The following is a 16,924-nucleotide window of genomic DNA, read 5'->3' on the forward strand; positions in this document are numbered from 1 at the left end:
AGAAGACTGTCTTTTAATTTTTGTTTTATTGGGTTATTTCTGCTGTAATCTCAATGCCAGTGTCTGTAATTGCCTGATAATGTAAAAAAAAGGACATGCCTCTGCAGACATGTCACTGAAACACTAATACATTATTCATCTATCTTATCAGGGATTGCATGCACAAAAGACTGACCTTTCATTGCAGATTCTATCTCGTTATGGAGTTCATGCACATAGTGCTGGCCTCTCATTGCAGAGAGCAGAGCTGCTATTGCTGAAAGAATTGCACCTATGATGAAGGATACTCTGAGTGCTGGCATGAAAGCCTGTTGCAGAGTCTCCGGGAACCAATAGTTGCTGGTCAGTGTATCGACCACGGATTGTGGTATCGAGGCTACGACAGTGCTGTCCATTACATTCAGGATGGTACCCATTGGGTTGTATCCAAGGAAAGCTGAGAATAATGCATTGGTAGGGGATATCTCTGATATCTGGTCTGCAAGATTCTGCATGATCGGAGCAGTTTGTGTCGATGCAAAACTTGTGAAAGACTCATGTATTGCATTAGGGAACGTTCCCTGGAGACCTACGATCACTATAGTGAAGAAGAGCCCCATGCTCAGTACCATAGCTGAGTTCATCAGGGTCGACATCATACCTGAAGCAACTCCCCTGTCCTCGGCTGGTACCGAATTCATTATGGATGAACTGTTTGGTGAACTGAACATCCCGTTACCTATTCCCATAAGGAAAATCAGAATTCCAAGCTCCCAGTAATCGAAATTGTAAGGCAGCATTGCAAGACCTATAAATACCACTGCTACAAGTGCCATTCCGGTAGTAGCTATCCATCGTGGTCCATATTTATCAGAAAGCATTCCTGATATAGGTCCCATAATGATAAAACCGATAGTCAACGGAAGCATGTAGATGCCAGCCCATAGGGGCGTATCCTCAAAACTATAGCCCTGAAGTGGTAGCCAGATTCCCTGAAGCAACAGTATCAGCATGAACATTATGCCACCTCGTGCAATAGCTGCCATAAAGTTTGCAAGGTTTGAAAAAGCAAAAGCCCTTATTTTGAAGAACTCGAAGCGGAACATTGGGTTCTCTGCCCTGCGTTCTACAAATGGGAATGCAAGAAGCAGTACAATTCCTATTGCAGAAGTTATGCGGACAAGTGGACTGTTCCATCCCATTGCATCCATAACTCCATTATGTTCGTAAGGCATCAGACCATAGGTGATACCCACAAGAAGTGATGTCAATCCGCCGATGAAGAATACATTTCCAAGTATGTCTACGCTGGTCTTCTTTGCTTTGAAAGAAAGTTCTTCCATTTTCCAGTATGCCCAAACAGTTCCGATCAGGGCAAATGGGATATTTACAAGGAAAACATAGCGCCAGTTATAGGTTACAAGTATGCCTCCAAGCAGAAGTCCGATGAACTGGCCTGACATAAGAGCTACTGTATTGATACCAAGTGCTTTTCCCCTTTCACTGCTGGGGAATACATCGGTGATTATGGCCGGACCGTTAGCCATGGTCAGTGCACCGCCTACTGCCTGCACGAACCTGAAGAGTATAAGTTCTATTGCACCGGTACTACCGGTTCCGGGTGTCAGATAGAGCATGACTGATCCGATCATGAATATGAAAAATCCGATTCTGAAGAGTCTTACTCTTCCGTAAATATCGGCAAGCCTTCCTATACTGAGGAGGATCGTAGCCGTCACAAGTCCATATCCCATTAGTATCCATAGCAAGTATTGGAACGCATCCGGTTGCATAGGGTACAGATGAATCCCATTGAATATGGCAGGAAGCGAGATAAGTATAATACTGCTATTAATGGTGGCCATAAATGATGCAAGTAACACGGTAAGTAGTGCCGTCCACTTGTACGAGATGCCATGTCCCTTTTTATGAGAAATGCTCTCTGTTTTTATATTGTTTTTATTTTCCAAACTATTACCCTCTGTAAATCAAATTATTATTCAGAAAATTCTTATCGAATCATCCAGAAGGCAGCCGCTAAATCCTGGCAGGCTGCAGCATGGTGGCTTGAGCGCAGTTGTCCTACAGAGTTTGCCAAGCGGGATGTTGAGATCAATATGACCCAAAACAACGTCGAGATAAACATAGATGAAACACGAGAGAAGATCAATGGCAGAATCAATAGCATTGCTGCCAGAGTCAGAGTGGCAGAAGATCCTGAGTGATCTTAGCGACGACGAGATCCAGCAGCTGGAATACGACTGGAAGTTCTGGGCCCGGCCTAACCAACTTGCTCCAGAGGGTGACTGGCGGTACTGGTTGGTACTTTCAGGAAGAGGCTGGGGGAAGTCGAGAGTAGGAGCCGAATGGATCCGTGAAAGGGTAGATTCAGACAAGGCTCGCAGGATAGCTCTTGTTGCACCTACTGCAGCTGACGCCAGGGATACAATGGTTGAAGGTGAATCTGGAATTTTATCAGTCTGCCCTCCGTGGAACCGGCCAGTATACGAACCATCCAAACGCAGGCTTACCTGGCCCAACGGTGCTATAGCTTTGCTTTTTAGTGCAGAGGAGCCGGACAGGTTGAGAGGTCCCCAGCACGACACTGCCTGGTGTGACGAGATAGCTGCCTGGAAGTACCCGGAAAAAACCTGGGATATGCTGCAATTTGGTCTGAGGCTGGGAGATGATCCCAGGGCTGCTATCACCACAACACCCAGGCCCATCCCACTTGTCAAGAACATCCTGAACGATGCCAGTACCCATGTGACCAGAGGGTCCACCTACGAGAACCTGTCCAACCTGGCACCAGCTTTCATCGATGTGATAATCAGCAGATACGAAGGGACCAGATTAGGAAGACAGGAACTCAATGCAGAAATCCTGGACGATAATCCAGATGCACTCTGGACTTGGGAAATGATAGAGGATGCCAGGGTGTCGAAGGTTCCCAATCTACTACGCATCGTTGTTGGCGTGGATCCGGCAGTTACATCCAATGAAGCTTCAGCTGACACTGGTATAGTTGTTGCAGCTGCAGATGAGCGCGGAGAATACTATGTCCTGGGGGACTACACTATCCATGCAACACCGAAAAAGTGGGCACAAGAAATCATTGCAGCTTACTACAAGCATTCTGCTGACAGGGTTATCGGGGAAGTGAACAACGGTGGGGAGCTCGTGGAGTATACTCTCCGAACGATCGACCCCAATGTATCCTACAGATCAGTAAGGGCCAGCAGGGGAAAGCAGACCAGAGCCGAGCCTATCAGTGCTCTCTACGAGCAAGGCAAAGTGCATCACGTAGGATCCTTCCCGGCCCTTGAGGACCAGATGTGTGATTGGGTTCCGGGAGAAGGGAGTAGTCCGGATAGGGTGGATGCACTTGTATGGGCATTGTCAGAGCTTAGCAGATCAAGGTATGGACCACAGAAACTGAACATGTCAGCATTAATCAAAACAAGACCGAGGTAATTATGAGACCAAAACTCTATGCAACTGTTAGCAAGAATACGACTGCAATACTCCACAGAGTGATGAAGGAGCAGGATTGTAATAAGAGCCAGGCAGTGGATTTCATTGCAGAATATTACTCGAAAATGCAGAACAATCTACGAGAGAAGCAGGTGGAAGAGACTGCTGAGCTTGTGATTGAGAAGCTCAAACTGAAGAAGTTGGTGTAGAGATTTGGATTAGATTCTTCGCACTTTAATGGGGGGATGTGGGTAACAAGAAAAAACGGAACCATTGGTTTAAATATTGAATGTTTGAAGTTAATAAATCCAAAAAATCAAACATCGTTTTTAATTAACAAAGAGTTGTTGAACTAACATATCAAAAAAAGCGGATGTATCTGGTCTTATTTCGAATACGTTTTTCACTTTATGTTGTATTTTGTGTTCTATAAGTAATCTTGGAGATGGCAGATAGTGGTATAAATTCATGTCTGACAGTTGGTTCTTCAATATATTCCAGAATAATTCCAACATCCAAATAAACAATTTTATTTACGCTATCCTTGTAGAAAATTGCTTCATCATTTTTCTTACCGGACTCATTAAACTGGATTTCCAGGTCATAAATAGGATAAACTTCAAAAGCCATTTATAGCGACCCCACTAAGTTAAAGATACTTTGAGAATGATGTTAATTATAGATTTTGTTTGATGTACTAATATGGGATAAAGCTAAAAAATAGAACTTTATATCTCAGTTATTAGCCAGAAATTCAAATAATATAAAATATTTTATTCTCTTACACTGAATGAAATTTTGATATAGGCTATTTAATTAACTTAGACAAATCTAGTATAACGAGATCTCCAATGTTTTCAGATTTTCTTTTTGCTTCATCTATTAGAGAAAGCACTGAGTCTACTTTTTCATCTGCATAATCTGTATTTCCACAAAAGATTGTTTCTACAGAGGAATCAGAAGTCATGATCTTTATTTGGTTCAGCTCATTCCATATTTTATTTATATGGTCTATATTTATACGTGATTTATCTAATGTTTTTATATAAACCGTATACATTATTCCCATCTCCCATTATAATATTATAGCTGCTACCCAAAATACTTTTCCGTATTTATTGCTGGTTATCACCTTTAATAGGAGGATACTTTACAGCTAGTGCTCTTATTATACCTAACGTCAGCAACAATGCAGACATACCCAATATAAACTGATAATCGAACCGTTGAACATACACTCCTACTGCTATTTCACGCATAACTATCAAAATTGTAGCATCTGTTACATACGTAATTTTTATTTCTTCATGTTCACGATAATCAACAAACGTCTTGAAGAGGTCAATTAAAACAAAAATGGTGAGAACACCTGATACAATCTGACCAAATCCACCATTTAGAGATCCAAAAAACATTGATTTTGTATCCCACAATAAACTCATTACTCCTGCAAGCAAGGCCAATAACAATATATAAAGGATGACGACAGTTACGAAGTCAGTTATCCTGTTAAATATTTCCTTCTGACTTATAGTGTGTATGTTAAAATGAGTTTTCATTCAAATCTCCCTGAAAGATTAGTAAAAATTTTAATGTCATGAGCTTGTCAAATAAATACAAAAAGATGAATGTTAATGTATTATTTCAAATAATACTCAAATTGTAATTGAGTGTGGCGATTTAAAGTTTATAACATTGTGCCTTAATTTTCATGAACATTAAGATTGGTGATCATTATTGCACGAGGAACTTATACGAAGTTTGTAATGGGGGTAAGAACTGTTAATGAATTGTTCGAACAGAGAGAGTTCATTCCTATTCAAAGGAATACCATATTGTCGTCTTCGGTCTGCTACCCATACTGACAATAGTTCTTGAAGTCTTTTCTGTGTCTGGCTGTTGTTTTCGCGGATAAAATAAAAGCAATCCCGAATAAAATATTTTTGCTCCTGTCTGGAAAATTGACTCTGCATTAAATGCTTGCGATAATCTTCATTTTTTGCTTGTATTATTTCAACCCCTTAGTTTATTACATTATGTGGGTATTAACCGCCATAATTAGTAAAAAAATAATCAAATCCTTCCTAACAACTTAGCATCATCAATTCAACACTGTATTACATAAACAAATAGACTATTTGATGGAAGAAAAGTAAAAAAAGAAAATCAAAATTTTGATTTTCCTAATTAATAGTTAATTGTTTACTCAGCAACTTCGCCAAATGCGAACTTGCTCAGTACTTTAGTAACTTTAATTGTAACTTCATCGCCGACTTTTGTTTCTGGCACAAAAACAACAAATCCACTTACTCTTGCGATTCCGTCGCCTTCTCTTGCAATATCTTCAATAGTTACTTCATAGCTTTCTCCAGCTTTTACTGGAGCATTTGACTGCATGTTATTAAACAAATATTTCACGTCCTTTAAGTATTAGCTTAGCTTAAAAAGAATACAACAATTTGGTTAAAGATACGAAAAAACAGTAAATACGGTTAAGGTAATACCATCTAGACCTATAATTATCAAAGTAGTTTAAGCCTCTAAAAGCAATCTTATTATGTTCGGATACTATATAAACATGTTCGTATATGTTCAAACGAAATGCATGTCTGCTTTAATAATGATGATTTATTCTGAATGACTGATGAATTTCATAAATATTACTAAGATTCTTTAGAAAAGGTTAAGTATTCAATATACAAAAATGAAACCAACACATAAAATAGGATATTGTCCAAATCCTGCTGTATGTGCCAGTTCCCTACTATGCACTATGCTGAAAAACCTTCGCATAATGCGGTAACCCCACCCTTCGTTTATATATCACATGTTTCACATGTGCATATATTAATACAACCTGCTTCTACTTAAATCAGTTGTACAACGATATTTTCAAGATCTCCTATCAGATTGTCTCCAAGTTCTGACTTTTAGAAGCATAAAGAGAGTAGCAGTACCAATTAGAATATAATCTGTATTGTCTAACAAAATGTAGCAATCAATTTGCTGAGTTCATGTATGTCATAGGGCTTTGTGACATATGAATCACATCCTGCATTCAGATATTTTTCCTTAGTTCCCAACATTGCGTCCGCTGTAATAGCTATTACATGAATATCTTTTGTCTTCATATCTTTTTTAAGTATTTTGAGAACATCATATCCATCTATCCCTGGCAGATATATATCTAGCAATATAAGAGTAAAATCATTTATCTTGACCAATTTTAAAGCTTCTTCCCCATTTACTGCCTTCACAATCTCGTATCCCTTGTATTCCAAAAGGCATACAATCAGTTCCATATTTATGGTACTGTCTTCCACAACCAATATGCTTTTCATTAAATCACTAACATCGGTAAAACTCTCATCACATTGATTATTGAAATTTTACCATTTTTTAGAACTATTCTTTTGACTAATCTCGACTTGAAAATCTGTATTATACAAAAATATACGTCAAGATAGATAGTTTAAAATCAAATCCAAGCAAAATATGGAGGATTAAAACAAATTTAATCCGTGCTACGTTTATTGCCACATAACCAAAAATTAAACTGCCGTATAGCATATAAGGAAGCATAATATAATAAGGCATTGCTTCAAAACATGATTTTGATAATGTATTCTGATTCAAGCTAAGCATAGTATTACCTTCCTCATCTTCTTCGTATTCATATTAAAGTTCCATGCTCTTACTCTATCTTTCAATTTCTTTAATGTACTCCTATGTTTAATCCCAATTTTTCTAGCTTCAGCAGGCGTTAATTCCAGAACAAATGTTCTTATCTTTTCAATATCATGACATGTTTCAGCATGATTGATCTCAAGCTCCTGCATTTCAACCTTGTTTGCTTCTTTGCGAATATAGGCGCAGACTTTGGGCTTCAAATGTCTCCTTCCCACATTTCCAATCTTTCACTTACACGTTATTTATTATGTAAAGGCATAAGAAAAATACGCATCATACAATACATATAAGGTCGATGCGTACTGTTTTTGTAGAACGAAAATACTCTGGAGAAACACAAAATGACCTGGATTGCACCCGTAGAGGGTGAAGACGGCAAATTATTTGCAAGATGTGAATACAACCATCCTAATCTTATCAGCCTTCCTTCTAGGAGAAAATCATACTATTGCAAAACATGTGGTGCTTTGTTTGTAGTTGATCCTAACTTTTCTGAACTCATAGAGAATGATGAGCTCTAAGTCCCCATGCTATGGGAAAAGTGTGTAACACTTCTATATAGCCGCTGATTGCAAAAGTCCATCGGCCGCAGTGCTTCACCGGGTTATGAGGGAGAAGGATTGTAACAAGAGCCAGGCGGTGGACTTTATTGCAGAGTATTACTCTAAAATGCAGAACAACCTACGAGAGAGGCAGGTTGAAGAGACTGCGGAACTTGTGATTGAGAAGTTAAAAATGAATAAATTGGTGTGAAGTTTTCTAATCAGGCGCCTCGCACTTTTATGAGGGGTAATAGGTAACTACAAAAAAACGAACTTCCAAAATAAACAAATAAGCCATATTCTATGAAATATAAATTTCAATGTGTAAACTTGGCTTGATCTTATCAATTGAGAAGCAAAAAAAAGAAAAACAGATTTTGTTTGAGTTTTTCAATTTGAAAGTTCACTTGCTTTGTCGGATGCTTCCATATGTTCCTCAAGCAGTTTTTTAATAGATGCTGGAATTGGTATTGTTTTGTCGGAAAGATAATCGTGATGAACTATTACAGTTTGCCCTTTAGTTCTAAGTTTTCCATTCTGCCAAGCTTCCTGTCCAACTGTGAATGAAGAGTTTCCTATTCTTGTGATGAAACTACGTATCTCGACATCTTCTCCGTAAAACATCTCACCGACATAATCGAATTCAGCTTTGACTATTATGAGTTTCCATTTCTCAGGGTTTAGGTCTAGGTCAGGTGTAAATAATCTATACAATGGAGTTTTTGCCTGGTCGAACCAGTTTGCAATGGCAATATTGTTAGCGTGCTTCATTCCGTCAATGTCTAGGAACTGTGGAGTTACAGTATGTTTGAACATATTAATCAACCTGCGTCATTAAGAAATAGTTAGTTCAGCAAGAAATAAGGTGCTCTTCAAGGCACTTCCTTATATCATCAGGTATTAAGAGAGATTTCTTGTTGATAAAGTCATAATGAACAATCGTAGATTTGCAAATTGCAGCTTTTTTTCCGTTTTGAAAAGCATCTTGAGTAATTATAAACGAAGAATTACCAATCCGTGATATGTAGGTAACTATCTCGACATCTTTTCCGTAGAATATTTTTCCTACGTAATCGTACTCTATCCTTGCCATGATAAGGTTCCATTTTTCATAGCTCAGGTCAAGGTCAGGGATAAAAAACCTGAATATAGGATTCCGAGCTTTCTCAAACCATGTAGCTATTGCATAATTGTTAGCATTTTTCATTCCGTTAATCTCACCGAATCCGGGAGTTTCAGTTGCTTTGAACATATCAATCATTTTCCTATTTCTATGGAAAAGGTATTCTGAGACTATTGGCTTTTTAACTTTTGTTATTTAACCATTATCCCCATCCTTCCAACCTCTCCCTCACATGAGCATTGAGGGCAAACGGCTTATCACTCATAGCATTCTGCTTCATGCAATGCAATGTGCCCTTAGAAAATCCCATCTTCTTCCATTCAGTGTAAGGCATGTCAAGGATCTTCCTCCTCAACAAATCAGTATCATCCCTCTTACCAACATAAACAGGTTTGCTGAACTCAACAGTTTTTCTCTTTCCAACAAGATGATGGCTTATTTGTTTTATATAGAATGTTCGGTTTTTTGTAGTTACGTATTAACCAGCACTTTGTTTTTGGGTTATAGATAACAAGAAAAAACGGAACTCTTTTAATATTCTAGTATTCCTTTATTCCATCAAAATTACAAAATTGTAGAAGTAATTGAGATTTAAATAAAAAAGAGGTGCTGAAAATAATAAAAAAAAGGATTAACTTTTATGCCGAAGTTCTAATTAGAAGGCCTCATTTCCTCATAATATGCAACCTATAGAACTTTTAATTATCCGATACCTTTTCAGCAAATCTTTCTCCGATCTCAAAGGCTTTAGCACAGTCCTTTGGGAACTCCTCTTCTCGTCTCCTGGCTTTTTCTTCAGCATTGAAAGCAGTTGAAACGTATTTGGAGTAATCATCGAACTGGTATGTGTCTGTTACACATAGTGATTCTGCAGAACCGAAAATACGTGATAGCACCATTTCCATTGTGTTGAAAATTGACTCATATCCCATAAGTTCCATCTGCTGTTCATTTGCATTCATGGTGTAGATGAAAGCGGCAGGTATCTTTTTCTGAAGCAGAATGGAATAATCTTTATCGTATACAAGATACTGGAAAACTAATCTTTCCAGAAAAGACCTCATCTCTCCGGTCACATCTCCTAAGTAGATAGGGGAACCAAAAATAACGGCATCAGCTTCTTCTATTTTCTTAAGGACGGGTGTCAGTTCATCTTTCATGGCACAGACACCATAACTTTTACCGCCTATTCTCTTGCAGGCAAAACAACTGATACAGCCTTTGAAATCCAGGTCATAAAGGTGAATTAGTTCTGTTTCCGCACCTCTGGATTCTCCTCCCTTGAGTGCATGTTCAAGAAGAGTTGAAGTGTTCCAGTTTTTTCTAGGGCTTCCATTTATAGCAATTACTTTCATTTTAGTCCATCCTTGTTTCAAATAATTTTGCTATTTTATATGATATCATAAAGTTTGATTTCAGTTATTAATACATTCTGAGTACTATTAATAATATCTTTTATGTATTAATAATGTATATTACATATACATGTCAGTAGAAAAAAGGAAACTATCAGAAACCAATAAGAAAAAATGTAACGAAACTAATAAACAAAATTTAATTTTGATTTTCAAATTTATGGGAAAAAAGTGGACTCTCCCCATTTTAGGAGAATTTTATTATAGAAGACCTCTTCGATTTACAGAACTTAGAAATGAACTTAAAATGAATCCCAAGCTGTTATCCACAAGATTAAAAGAAATGGAATCATATGGGATATTAGAAAGAAAAGCCTACAAAGAACTACCGCCAAGGGTTGAATATTCTTTAACTCCTAAAGGAGTGGAATTACTCGAATGTTTTGAGTACCTTGGAAAGTGGACACAAAAGTGGATGGAATGAACGTTAGATGTAAAAGATTTATCAGCTTCATCATTCATTTTCATGTAATGCAGAACAATCTCAAGGAGAGGCAGGTGGAAGAGACTGCTGAGCTTGTGATTGAGAAGCTTAAACTGAATAAGTTGGTGTAAAGTTTTCTAATCAGGTGTTTTGACGTTAGCACTCCATATTCTTGTAAATACTTGTTTTCGCTTCCATGTATGAATTGATAGCTACGTCCATCGTTCCATCTGTGTTGATAATCTCCATATCGAAGAGTGTTGCAAATTTGGAAGCATTTCGATGAAAATTATTATCTTTATAGTTTTGATTGTTGATCTTAAAAAGAAGACTATACATCGGGCTGTCGAGATATTTACTGACGCTTTGATAAGATGCAGTAGATCTGTAATCAGTTTCATTCATGCTGGATAACCACATTGGAGTTGCATAAATTGCTCCTTTGCCGTTGCCAAGTAGCATAGTTTTCGTATAAATCTCATTTCCTCCAAGTGCTACGCTAACACAGTCGTCAACAATGTTTCTTTCATCGTCCCTCAGGAAATAGACAGGGCAATGAAGCTTCTGCAAATCGTTCTGTACTTTTTCAGAACTATAACCACATTTCCCATAGAAAAGAAGGATACCATCTGATATTTTTGAGATTTCTCTGGCATTCAGATATACTTCTGACTGCAAATTATCAATATCTGAATGCAAATCTTTTCTCAGGAGGTTAACAACAACCGTTAATTCCTGTTGTTTTTTTCGATTTAATAAATCGCATATTTGCCTGAAGACTGGAATCTTTGAAAACATCCTCATGAGAACATCAGGTGAACTTCTATTGCTTTCTGAAACGAGAGGGTATATCCTATCAGAAGAAAACACAAAAGGCTTGAGATTCTCAGATTTAAGTTTTTGTATAAACCGGAAACTGTTTCTGTTCTCTACCACAAATAAGTGTTTTATTTCAAGGTCTTTTGAGAGAACATAAACTAATTCATCTTCAAGCATTTCACAGGCAAGTATACTTAAAAGAGGCATGATTCTTTTTACATTGTTTTTGTCTTTATTTCATCCTTTATTGAGATATAGCACTTCTTGAATATTTCCTGATTACCGCTGACTTCAAAGGTGCTGTATCCAAACAAATTTGCGTATTCCTCAATCTTTGCATCAATATCTTTTACATATGTCAGGCCTGTATTGACCTTTGCAACCCTTGAATATCCTGCCATGTCGTTAACCATTTTAGCCATCTTGAGTGCTTTTTCAGGATCTGAAGCATATTTATCAATGCTTAGAAGTTCTCTCCATGAATTAGCATACATGGGTGTGAAAAAAAAAGCAGGCTCCTTACTGTGGGTTTTAAGCAGCTTCAGATAATTAGCTCCACCACCAACCGTAGCTCCAATGCAGTCATCCACAATTCTCACATCATCCCTGAGTATTCGGACGATGCAACCATCTTTTTCAAGACAGAAATCCTCTTCTACCTTCCCCAGAACATTACCACAAAGGCCGTAAAAAAGGAGTATGCCATCGGTGAATGGAATCATTTCCTCAATAGTCTGATAAACCTCGGATTTCAGTGTTTTTGGCACTGCATGAAGTCCAAGTTCCAGAATATTAACTATTACAATTGAATCAGTTGTATTCATATCCCCAAGGAAATCAGGTATATTTTCAAAAGGTATGATCTTATGAGATACATGCTGTTCATTCAGTTTTTCTCTAAATTCAGCGATATTTTCGTTTTCTACGATTATGATCTTATCAATTTCAGGATCATTGCTCAAAAGCCAGACAATTTCATCCTGCATTATCTTACATGAGATTATACTCATTACGGACATTACAAATCTCCTCCTGTTTGATGTATTTTAGTATTCAATTTCTTAAGAGCAAAAACAATATGACAACATAGTATGCCTACCTACATGTAGATAGGTGCCAGTCGGATAAAAAATCAATCCCTCCAACCAAGACCAGATTTTATTGAGGAAATTGACCTCACAAGTGTTTTTCTACCTTTGATACTCGATAACATTCTGGCTCCTATCAATGTTACAAATACATCTTCTGAACGTGTTTCAACTGAATCTGAAAAATCAAATTCCCCCTGTTCCAGTCCGGTTCTCAGAACATTGGTGAGCCAGTCACGTATATCGTCCAGTAGCAATATCTCTTGCTTTTTAACTTTATCAGGGAGGTCTTCAAAATCAATCATCACAGAGCCAGGAGGACAGATACATTTTCCTTCCTCAAACTCCTGCAATGCATAATCGAAATAATATTGAAGCTGCTCACGGGCAGACTTTTTGGATTCTGCCATTTGTGCAATAGACATAGCTAAGTTATTTCGTCTTTCTTCAAGTAAAGCAGCCACAAGATCTTCTTTTTTAGGATAATAATGATGAATTGAAGCATTTTTTATGCCAAGCTTCTGGGAAATGTCCTTGTAACTGAATCCATTATAGCCCCTGCATTGCAAAAAGTGTCCTGCATAATGGAGTATCTGTTGATTGGTAGAGTTAAGATCGGCCATATAAATCCACATTTTTCCCATTCTTCTAATAAGTAAATGATACTCTCCTATAAATGCCTACCTACATGGAAGTAGGCAAATTTAGATCGATTTGCAAACACAGTATTTGCACAGGGACAGATCCTCTAACACATGCTGGCTCTTTGCAGGACAATAATAAACACCATCATTTTCAAAGATTACCTGATTTTCAGTTACAAACATTCCCGGCGGATGAAGTGGTTCTTTCATTATAAAAGTCAAATATGTGGAAATAATACGAGTATATTCCTTCAAATCCCTTTGATTAGGGGCATACTCATCCATATACTTGTTAATCCTCAAACTAAAATCATCAAGCTTTCCAATGTCAATCTCCTCAAATATTTCTGAACAATCTCTTTCTTTTAGCTCAGAAAATTTCTGACGGTTATACCTTGCAAGACATTCAATATTATACTGAAGACTTCCACGAGGACTCTGAATACCTCCTGTTTCTTTTTCATTAACCCTTGCTAAATACCCAGCAGATAGATTGGAAGCTTCTTTTTGTAATAAAAATAATAGTTCACATGAATTTATATGAAATTCCCTCCTAATTATGTATATGAAATATCTTTCAAGCTATAGTTTCGTTTAGTTTGTTCTTTAATTTGCCCTTTGTGTCTGTCTGTCTGTCCTGTCTCTTATCTATTGCCTATATTTGTCTCCTGAATTTCCAGTGAATACGACAAAAAGGATATTTATAAGATAATAAAATCAGCCGTCTGCGACAAGCTTCTTCCACGTTTCCAATCTTTCTCTTCTACTTTATTTATTATGTTGATGTATAAGAGAAATACGCATCATACAATATATATAAGGCTGAAGCGTACTGTTTTTACTGAAAGAATATGCTTAGGAGAAACACAAAATGACCTGGATTGCAACTGTAGAAATTGAAGGCGAGAACCTCTTCGCAAGATGTGAATACAATCATCCCAATCTTATCCGCCTTCCTTCTGGGAGAAAATCATACTATTGCAAAACATGCGGTGCTTTGTTTGTTGTCGACCCCAACTTTTCTGAACTCATAGAGAATGACGATATGTAAATTCTTCTCCTATGGAAAGTGTATTAAACTTATATAGTTGCAGCATTCTGATTCCACTGCATGAGTGATACCTGTTCTACATGCATATTTTTCAAGCCAACGGCAATTACATATGGTTTTTGTAGATGCGAGTCTCCTGTTGCAAAGGTTGGGTTTCCGGTAGTTCCCTCCGATGAGTGGTGTGGTCAGCATGAACCTCGGAGTGGTAAACCATGATGGAAGCCTATGCAACCGAAGTAGCTACCTTCCTGATAGGAATTGGTGCAGGCATAATCATACGTGCAAAGCTCTGGTGGAAAAACAAGACCGCAGAACAGCAGAAATCCTTTGTCGATGAAGTCCTGCAGTCACTAGAAGACGGTAAGATCACATCTGCAGAAGCAAAGGCTCTGATCAAGAACCATCTGTGAGGCATGCATGGTCCGCCTAAGTGCCACAACCAATGGCCCAAATACCAAGCCTATCACTCTCATGGCCTCTGCAGGTGTCAAAAGAACAGATACATCGGCAAAGTTTGGAGGCTATCAGAACTTCGATACCGATAACCGGTTCAAGTATTACCAACAGCTTTCAACCTGCACTCCACATGTTTCCACATCTTTGAACAAACTGGCACTTTCCCTGGTAAAAGGCATGCAGTTTGATGGAACCGGTTCCAAGATTATTAATGATTTTGAGCGATGGTCCAGTAAGGTCAACTTCCTTGAGCAGGTGCAGACACTTGCCAGGCTTCTCTGCAGGGACGGAACATATGTGGCACTACCCAACGGGAACGCAGAGACCTTCTCTATGATACCCCTGCTCATGCAGAATACAACTATTCTTCCAGAGGATTTTACTGTTGGCGAAATGAACCCTAAAGAAATCCTCACACCCCCCACTGGATCTATTGTTATCAATGAAAGTGACAAGGCCAAAAGAAAGATCTTGAAGATTAGTGATGTGGTTTGCGGATCCTACAATGCCTGGGACACCGTTCAGAAGGATCCTCTCAAGCGAGATACATACGGCATTTATGGTGCTTCCATGATGGAACCTATTGAACTTAGTATCCGGAACTTGCTGAACATCAACCATGGATATGTTTCTTTTGTTAAGAAATACGGCAATGGCAGATATCTTATCGATTTCAAGCTTCTTGAGAAACTGGTCGAGCAGGAGATTGTCAGCATCGAGGATGCTCAGAAGGTCATCGATGCCTGGCTTGATGAGCACAAGTATCTCTCGGAGAACGAGGACATCGCCGCAGTAGGCCTTGATGTTATTCCTGTTGATGCAAAGGGATCCCTCGATGTCATGTCTTTTAAGAAATCACTGGAAACGGATATTCAGATAGGCCTGTTGCAGTCCCCTCTCAGCATGGGCGATACGAAAGGATCAACCTATGCTGCAGGATATGTGTCTGAAGAGGACCGCATGGTCGTTCTTGAAGGACTGCAACATATTGTCCGGAACATCGCCAACGGTGCCATCAATATGCGTCTTCGACTCATGAACAAAACGGAAGATTCTGTATGGATAGAATTCGAGGAGCTTAGCCGACCACAGCTGGAATCCCGTGATGTGATAGAATGGTACAATAGCGGAGTTCTTACAAAAGAACAGCTTCTCAAATGGGGTGGATTCCCGGTGGAAGGGAAATGATCAGGCACAGGAACAACTTTATTCTGATTGCAACTGTGGCTTGGTTAATTGTTCTTGCTTTTGTTGCTTTATGTTTCTCGAATATTCCATAAGCAGGTGAGAAGATGTCACTCATGAAATCTCCAGAATTGGTCCGAGTCGAGAACCGGCTCATCTTGCTTTTAGACCGAACGATGAAGAGAGCATTCAGATTAAGGACCATGGACTATAAGCAAGAGCTTTTCCGCAATGCCCACAGAGAATTTGGCTCCAAGACCTATGTAATACAACTGGACAATATCATCACTGAGATCATCAAACAATCTTTGCTGTATGCAGATTCTCAATTGAAACAAATCTCTGCAGCTACAATTGTAGATTCATATGTACTAACAGAAGAGGCTGTAAGGATATCCACTGATCTGGCAGATAATATCGCAGAATCTATCGTCCAGATGCTCAAAGATGAAGCTATCTATACGATGCATCCCAACCAGCTGGCCAAAAGGATAACATATCACTGGGAAGGAGAGCGATACAAAGCAGTGAGGTTTGCCAGGACCTTCACTGCAGATGTCGCCACCCACACAACTGTGTACCGGTATCGGCAGCGTGGAGTTGGATATGTTGAATTCGATGCTGAACTTGATGACAGGACAAGTGATCAGTGCAGAGCTTTGCATGGGACAGTGTTCGACCTATCAAAGGATTCTGTGGGCCTGTATCGTCCTCCGCTCCATCACAGCTGCCGGAGTAGTCTAAAACCAATTCCAATTACCCGGGAAATTAATCCTGGTAAAGAGTTTGAGAACCGTGACTTTCTTCATCAGATGAATCAAGAAGGTGAGTTCCTTAAAGAACTGGCTGATGAAAAGGTAGTAGAGAAGGTTTTCGAGAACATTGACAGGTTCAATGAGAAATATCGGATATCTAAGTTCATCTTGGATAAAGATATTGAGAAACGATTAATGCTGGAGAAGGGGTTGAAGATTTTCATGGAATAGGGAATCGTAATTAAGAAAACTTTAATAAACCTAAGGCGATTACAAGTT

The 16,924-nt window shown here is 38.6% G+C and carries 28 protein-coding genes; 12 read left to right on the forward strand and 16 right to left on the reverse strand.

Annotated elements, in window-relative coordinates:
* Positions 1-131: 131 nt before the first annotated feature.
* Positions 132-1,949: an MFS transporter gene (locus FKV42_RS08560; protein WP_268865973.1), complete on the reverse strand. Its 1,818-nt coding sequence runs from the start codon at positions 1,947-1,949 to the stop codon at positions 132-134.
* Between FKV42_RS08560 and FKV42_RS14025 the strand changes: the two genes are divergently transcribed.
* Genes FKV42_RS14025 through FKV42_RS08570 form a run of 3 tightly spaced genes read left to right on the forward strand, consistent with a single transcriptional unit; the run spans position 1,896 to position 3,662 of the window.
* The gene (locus FKV42_RS14025; protein ID WP_196214114.1) at positions 1,896-2,204 is read left to right on the forward strand and encodes a hypothetical protein; all 309 of its coding nucleotides are present in this window, start codon (positions 1,896-1,898) and stop codon (positions 2,202-2,204) included. The genes FKV42_RS08560 and FKV42_RS14025 overlap by 54 nt on opposite strands.
* Positions 2,149-3,453 carry a DNA-packaging protein gene (locus FKV42_RS08565; RefSeq protein WP_230375576.1) on the forward strand — a complete coding sequence of 435 codons (1,305 nt, stop codon included), beginning with the start codon at positions 2,149-2,151 and terminating at the stop codon, positions 3,451-3,453. Before FKV42_RS14025 ends, FKV42_RS08565 begins: the two co-directional genes overlap by 56 nt.
* Before the next feature lie 2 nt (positions 3,454-3,455).
* Complete coding sequence (locus FKV42_RS08570) at positions 3,456-3,662, forward strand: hypothetical protein (protein WP_154809805.1); 207 nt, start codon at positions 3,456-3,458, stop codon at positions 3,660-3,662.
* A 199-nt stretch (positions 3,663-3,861) separates the two neighbouring features.
* Here FKV42_RS08570 and FKV42_RS08575 read toward each other — a convergent pair whose 3' ends face one another.
* The 6 genes from FKV42_RS08575 to FKV42_RS08600 all read right to left on the reverse strand — a co-directional run bounded on the left by FKV42_RS08575 (position 3,862) and on the right by FKV42_RS08600 (position 7,343).
* Complete coding sequence (locus tag FKV42_RS08575; protein ID WP_154809806.1) at positions 3,862-4,083, reverse strand: hypothetical protein; 222 nt, start codon at positions 4,081-4,083, stop codon at positions 3,862-3,864.
* Between the two features lie 178 nt (positions 4,084-4,261).
* The gene (locus FKV42_RS08580; protein WP_154809807.1) at positions 4,262-4,513 is read right to left on the reverse strand and encodes a hypothetical protein; all 252 of its coding nucleotides are present in this window, start codon (positions 4,511-4,513) and stop codon (positions 4,262-4,264) included.
* A gap of 55 nt (positions 4,514-4,568) precedes the next feature.
* Positions 4,569-5,012, reverse strand: a complete 444-nt coding sequence (locus FKV42_RS08585) for a phosphate-starvation-inducible PsiE family protein (RefSeq protein ID WP_154809808.1) — start codon at positions 5,010-5,012, stop codon at positions 4,569-4,571.
* A gap of 643 nt (positions 5,013-5,655) precedes the next feature.
* Positions 5,656-5,850, reverse strand: coding sequence for a TRAM domain-containing protein (locus tag FKV42_RS08590; protein WP_154809809.1), 195 nt, complete (start codon positions 5,848-5,850; stop codon positions 5,656-5,658).
* A 584-nt stretch (positions 5,851-6,434) separates the two neighbouring features.
* A complete protein-coding gene (locus FKV42_RS08595; protein ID WP_154809810.1) occupies positions 6,435-6,794 on the reverse strand; it encodes a response regulator in 360 nt (119 codons plus the stop codon).
* Between the two features lie 291 nt (positions 6,795-7,085).
* Positions 7,086-7,343 (reverse strand): hypothetical protein, encoded by a 258-nt coding sequence (locus FKV42_RS08600; RefSeq protein ID WP_154809811.1) that lies wholly within the window; start codon positions 7,341-7,343, stop codon positions 7,086-7,088.
* 141 nt (positions 7,344-7,484) lie between these two features.
* On the opposite strand from FKV42_RS08600, the gene FKV42_RS08605 reads away from it, so the two are divergent.
* Both FKV42_RS08605 and FKV42_RS08610 read left to right on the forward strand, forming a co-directional pair.
* Positions 7,485-7,664, forward strand: coding sequence for a hypothetical protein (locus FKV42_RS08605; protein ID WP_154809812.1), 180 nt, complete (start codon positions 7,485-7,487; stop codon positions 7,662-7,664).
* 85 nt (positions 7,665-7,749) lie between these two features.
* Positions 7,750-7,896, forward strand: coding sequence for a hypothetical protein (locus FKV42_RS08610; RefSeq protein ID WP_154809813.1), 147 nt, complete (start codon positions 7,750-7,752; stop codon positions 7,894-7,896).
* Positions 7,897-8,075: 179 nt separating this feature from the next.
* Here the strand turns inward: FKV42_RS08610 and FKV42_RS08615 are convergent, their stop codons facing one another.
* From FKV42_RS08615 to FKV42_RS08630, 4 genes are all read right to left on the reverse strand, one after another.
* The gene (locus tag FKV42_RS08615) at positions 8,076-8,501 is read right to left on the reverse strand and encodes an acyl-CoA thioesterase (RefSeq protein ID WP_154809814.1); all 426 of its coding nucleotides are present in this window, start codon (positions 8,499-8,501) and stop codon (positions 8,076-8,078) included.
* Positions 8,502-8,535: 34 nt separating this feature from the next.
* Positions 8,536-8,937 (reverse strand): acyl-CoA thioesterase, encoded by a 402-nt coding sequence (locus tag FKV42_RS08620; RefSeq protein ID WP_154809815.1) that lies wholly within the window; start codon positions 8,935-8,937, stop codon positions 8,536-8,538.
* 73 nt (positions 8,938-9,010) lie between these two features.
* A complete protein-coding gene (locus tag FKV42_RS14220; RefSeq protein ID WP_268865974.1) occupies positions 9,011-9,142 on the reverse strand; it encodes a hypothetical protein in 132 nt (43 codons plus the stop codon).
* Between the two features lie 364 nt (positions 9,143-9,506).
* Entirely contained in the window at positions 9,507-10,163 is a 657-nt protein-coding gene (locus tag FKV42_RS08630; RefSeq protein WP_154809816.1) for a flavodoxin family protein, read from the reverse strand.
* Between the two features lie 130 nt (positions 10,164-10,293).
* On the opposite strand from FKV42_RS08630, the gene FKV42_RS08635 reads away from it, so the two are divergent.
* Together FKV42_RS08635 and FKV42_RS14225 are read left to right on the forward strand one after the other, a co-directional pair.
* On the forward strand, positions 10,294-10,647 hold the full coding sequence (locus tag FKV42_RS08635) for a winged helix-turn-helix transcriptional regulator (RefSeq protein ID WP_154809817.1): 354 nt from the start codon (positions 10,294-10,296) through the stop codon (positions 10,645-10,647).
* Complete coding sequence (locus tag FKV42_RS14225) at positions 10,644-10,778, forward strand: hypothetical protein (RefSeq protein WP_268865975.1); 135 nt, start codon at positions 10,644-10,646, stop codon at positions 10,776-10,778. The genes FKV42_RS08635 and FKV42_RS14225 overlap by 4 nt, the downstream gene beginning before the upstream one ends.
* Before the next feature lie 25 nt (positions 10,779-10,803).
* On the opposite strand, the gene FKV42_RS08640 is transcribed toward FKV42_RS14225, so the two are convergent.
* From FKV42_RS08640 to FKV42_RS08655, 4 genes are all read right to left on the reverse strand, one after another.
* The gene (locus tag FKV42_RS08640; protein WP_154809818.1) at positions 10,804-11,673 is read right to left on the reverse strand and encodes a DUF1638 domain-containing protein; all 870 of its coding nucleotides are present in this window, start codon (positions 11,671-11,673) and stop codon (positions 10,804-10,806) included.
* An 8-nt stretch (positions 11,674-11,681) separates the two neighbouring features.
* On the reverse strand, positions 11,682-12,485 hold the full coding sequence (locus FKV42_RS08645) for a DUF1638 domain-containing protein (protein ID WP_154809819.1): 804 nt from the start codon (positions 12,483-12,485) through the stop codon (positions 11,682-11,684).
* Positions 12,486-12,598: 113 nt separating this feature from the next.
* Positions 12,599-13,177: a TetR/AcrR family transcriptional regulator gene (locus FKV42_RS08650; RefSeq protein WP_154809820.1), complete on the reverse strand. Its 579-nt coding sequence runs from the start codon at positions 13,175-13,177 to the stop codon at positions 12,599-12,601.
* An 81-nt stretch (positions 13,178-13,258) separates the two neighbouring features.
* Positions 13,259-13,765 carry a DUF2115 family protein gene (locus tag FKV42_RS08655; RefSeq protein ID WP_154809821.1) on the reverse strand — a complete coding sequence of 169 codons (507 nt, stop codon included), beginning with the start codon at positions 13,763-13,765 and terminating at the stop codon, positions 13,259-13,261.
* 304 nt (positions 13,766-14,069) lie between these two features.
* On the opposite strand from FKV42_RS08655, the gene FKV42_RS08660 reads away from it, so the two are divergent.
* The 4 genes from FKV42_RS08660 to FKV42_RS08675 are packed head-to-tail and all read left to right on the forward strand — an operon-like array spanning position 14,070 to position 15,893.
* Positions 14,070-14,249 carry a hypothetical protein gene (locus FKV42_RS08660; RefSeq protein WP_154809822.1) on the forward strand — a complete coding sequence of 60 codons (180 nt, stop codon included), beginning with the start codon at positions 14,070-14,072 and terminating at the stop codon, positions 14,247-14,249.
* Positions 14,250-14,309: 60 nt separating this feature from the next.
* Positions 14,310-14,465, forward strand: coding sequence for a hypothetical protein (locus tag FKV42_RS08665; protein WP_154809823.1), 156 nt, complete (start codon positions 14,310-14,312; stop codon positions 14,463-14,465).
* On the forward strand, positions 14,462-14,659 hold the full coding sequence (locus FKV42_RS08670; protein ID WP_154809824.1) for a hypothetical protein: 198 nt from the start codon (positions 14,462-14,464) through the stop codon (positions 14,657-14,659). Before FKV42_RS08665 ends, FKV42_RS08670 begins: the two co-directional genes overlap by 4 nt.
* 7 nt (positions 14,660-14,666) lie before the next feature.
* Complete coding sequence (locus FKV42_RS08675) at positions 14,667-15,893, forward strand: hypothetical protein (RefSeq protein ID WP_154809825.1); 1,227 nt, start codon at positions 14,667-14,669, stop codon at positions 15,891-15,893.
* Here FKV42_RS08675 and FKV42_RS08680 read toward each other — a convergent pair.
* Positions 15,859-16,008 (reverse strand): hypothetical protein, encoded by a 150-nt coding sequence (locus tag FKV42_RS08680; protein ID WP_154809826.1) that lies wholly within the window; start codon positions 16,006-16,008, stop codon positions 15,859-15,861. The two genes, FKV42_RS08675 and FKV42_RS08680, sit on opposite strands and share 35 nt — an antisense overlap.
* Between FKV42_RS08680 and FKV42_RS08685 the strand changes: the two genes are divergently transcribed.
* Positions 15,998-16,876: a minor capsid protein gene (locus tag FKV42_RS08685; RefSeq protein ID WP_154809827.1), complete on the forward strand. Its 879-nt coding sequence runs from the start codon at positions 15,998-16,000 to the stop codon at positions 16,874-16,876. The genes FKV42_RS08680 and FKV42_RS08685 overlap by 11 nt on opposite strands.
* The last annotated feature ends 48 nt before the right edge of the window (positions 16,877-16,924 follow it).

The sequence above is a fragment of the Methanolobus vulcani genome (genome assembly GCF_006546655.1).
Taxonomy (GTDB): Archaea; Halobacteriota; Methanosarcinia; order Methanosarcinales; family Methanosarcinaceae; genus Methanolobus; species Methanolobus vulcani_A.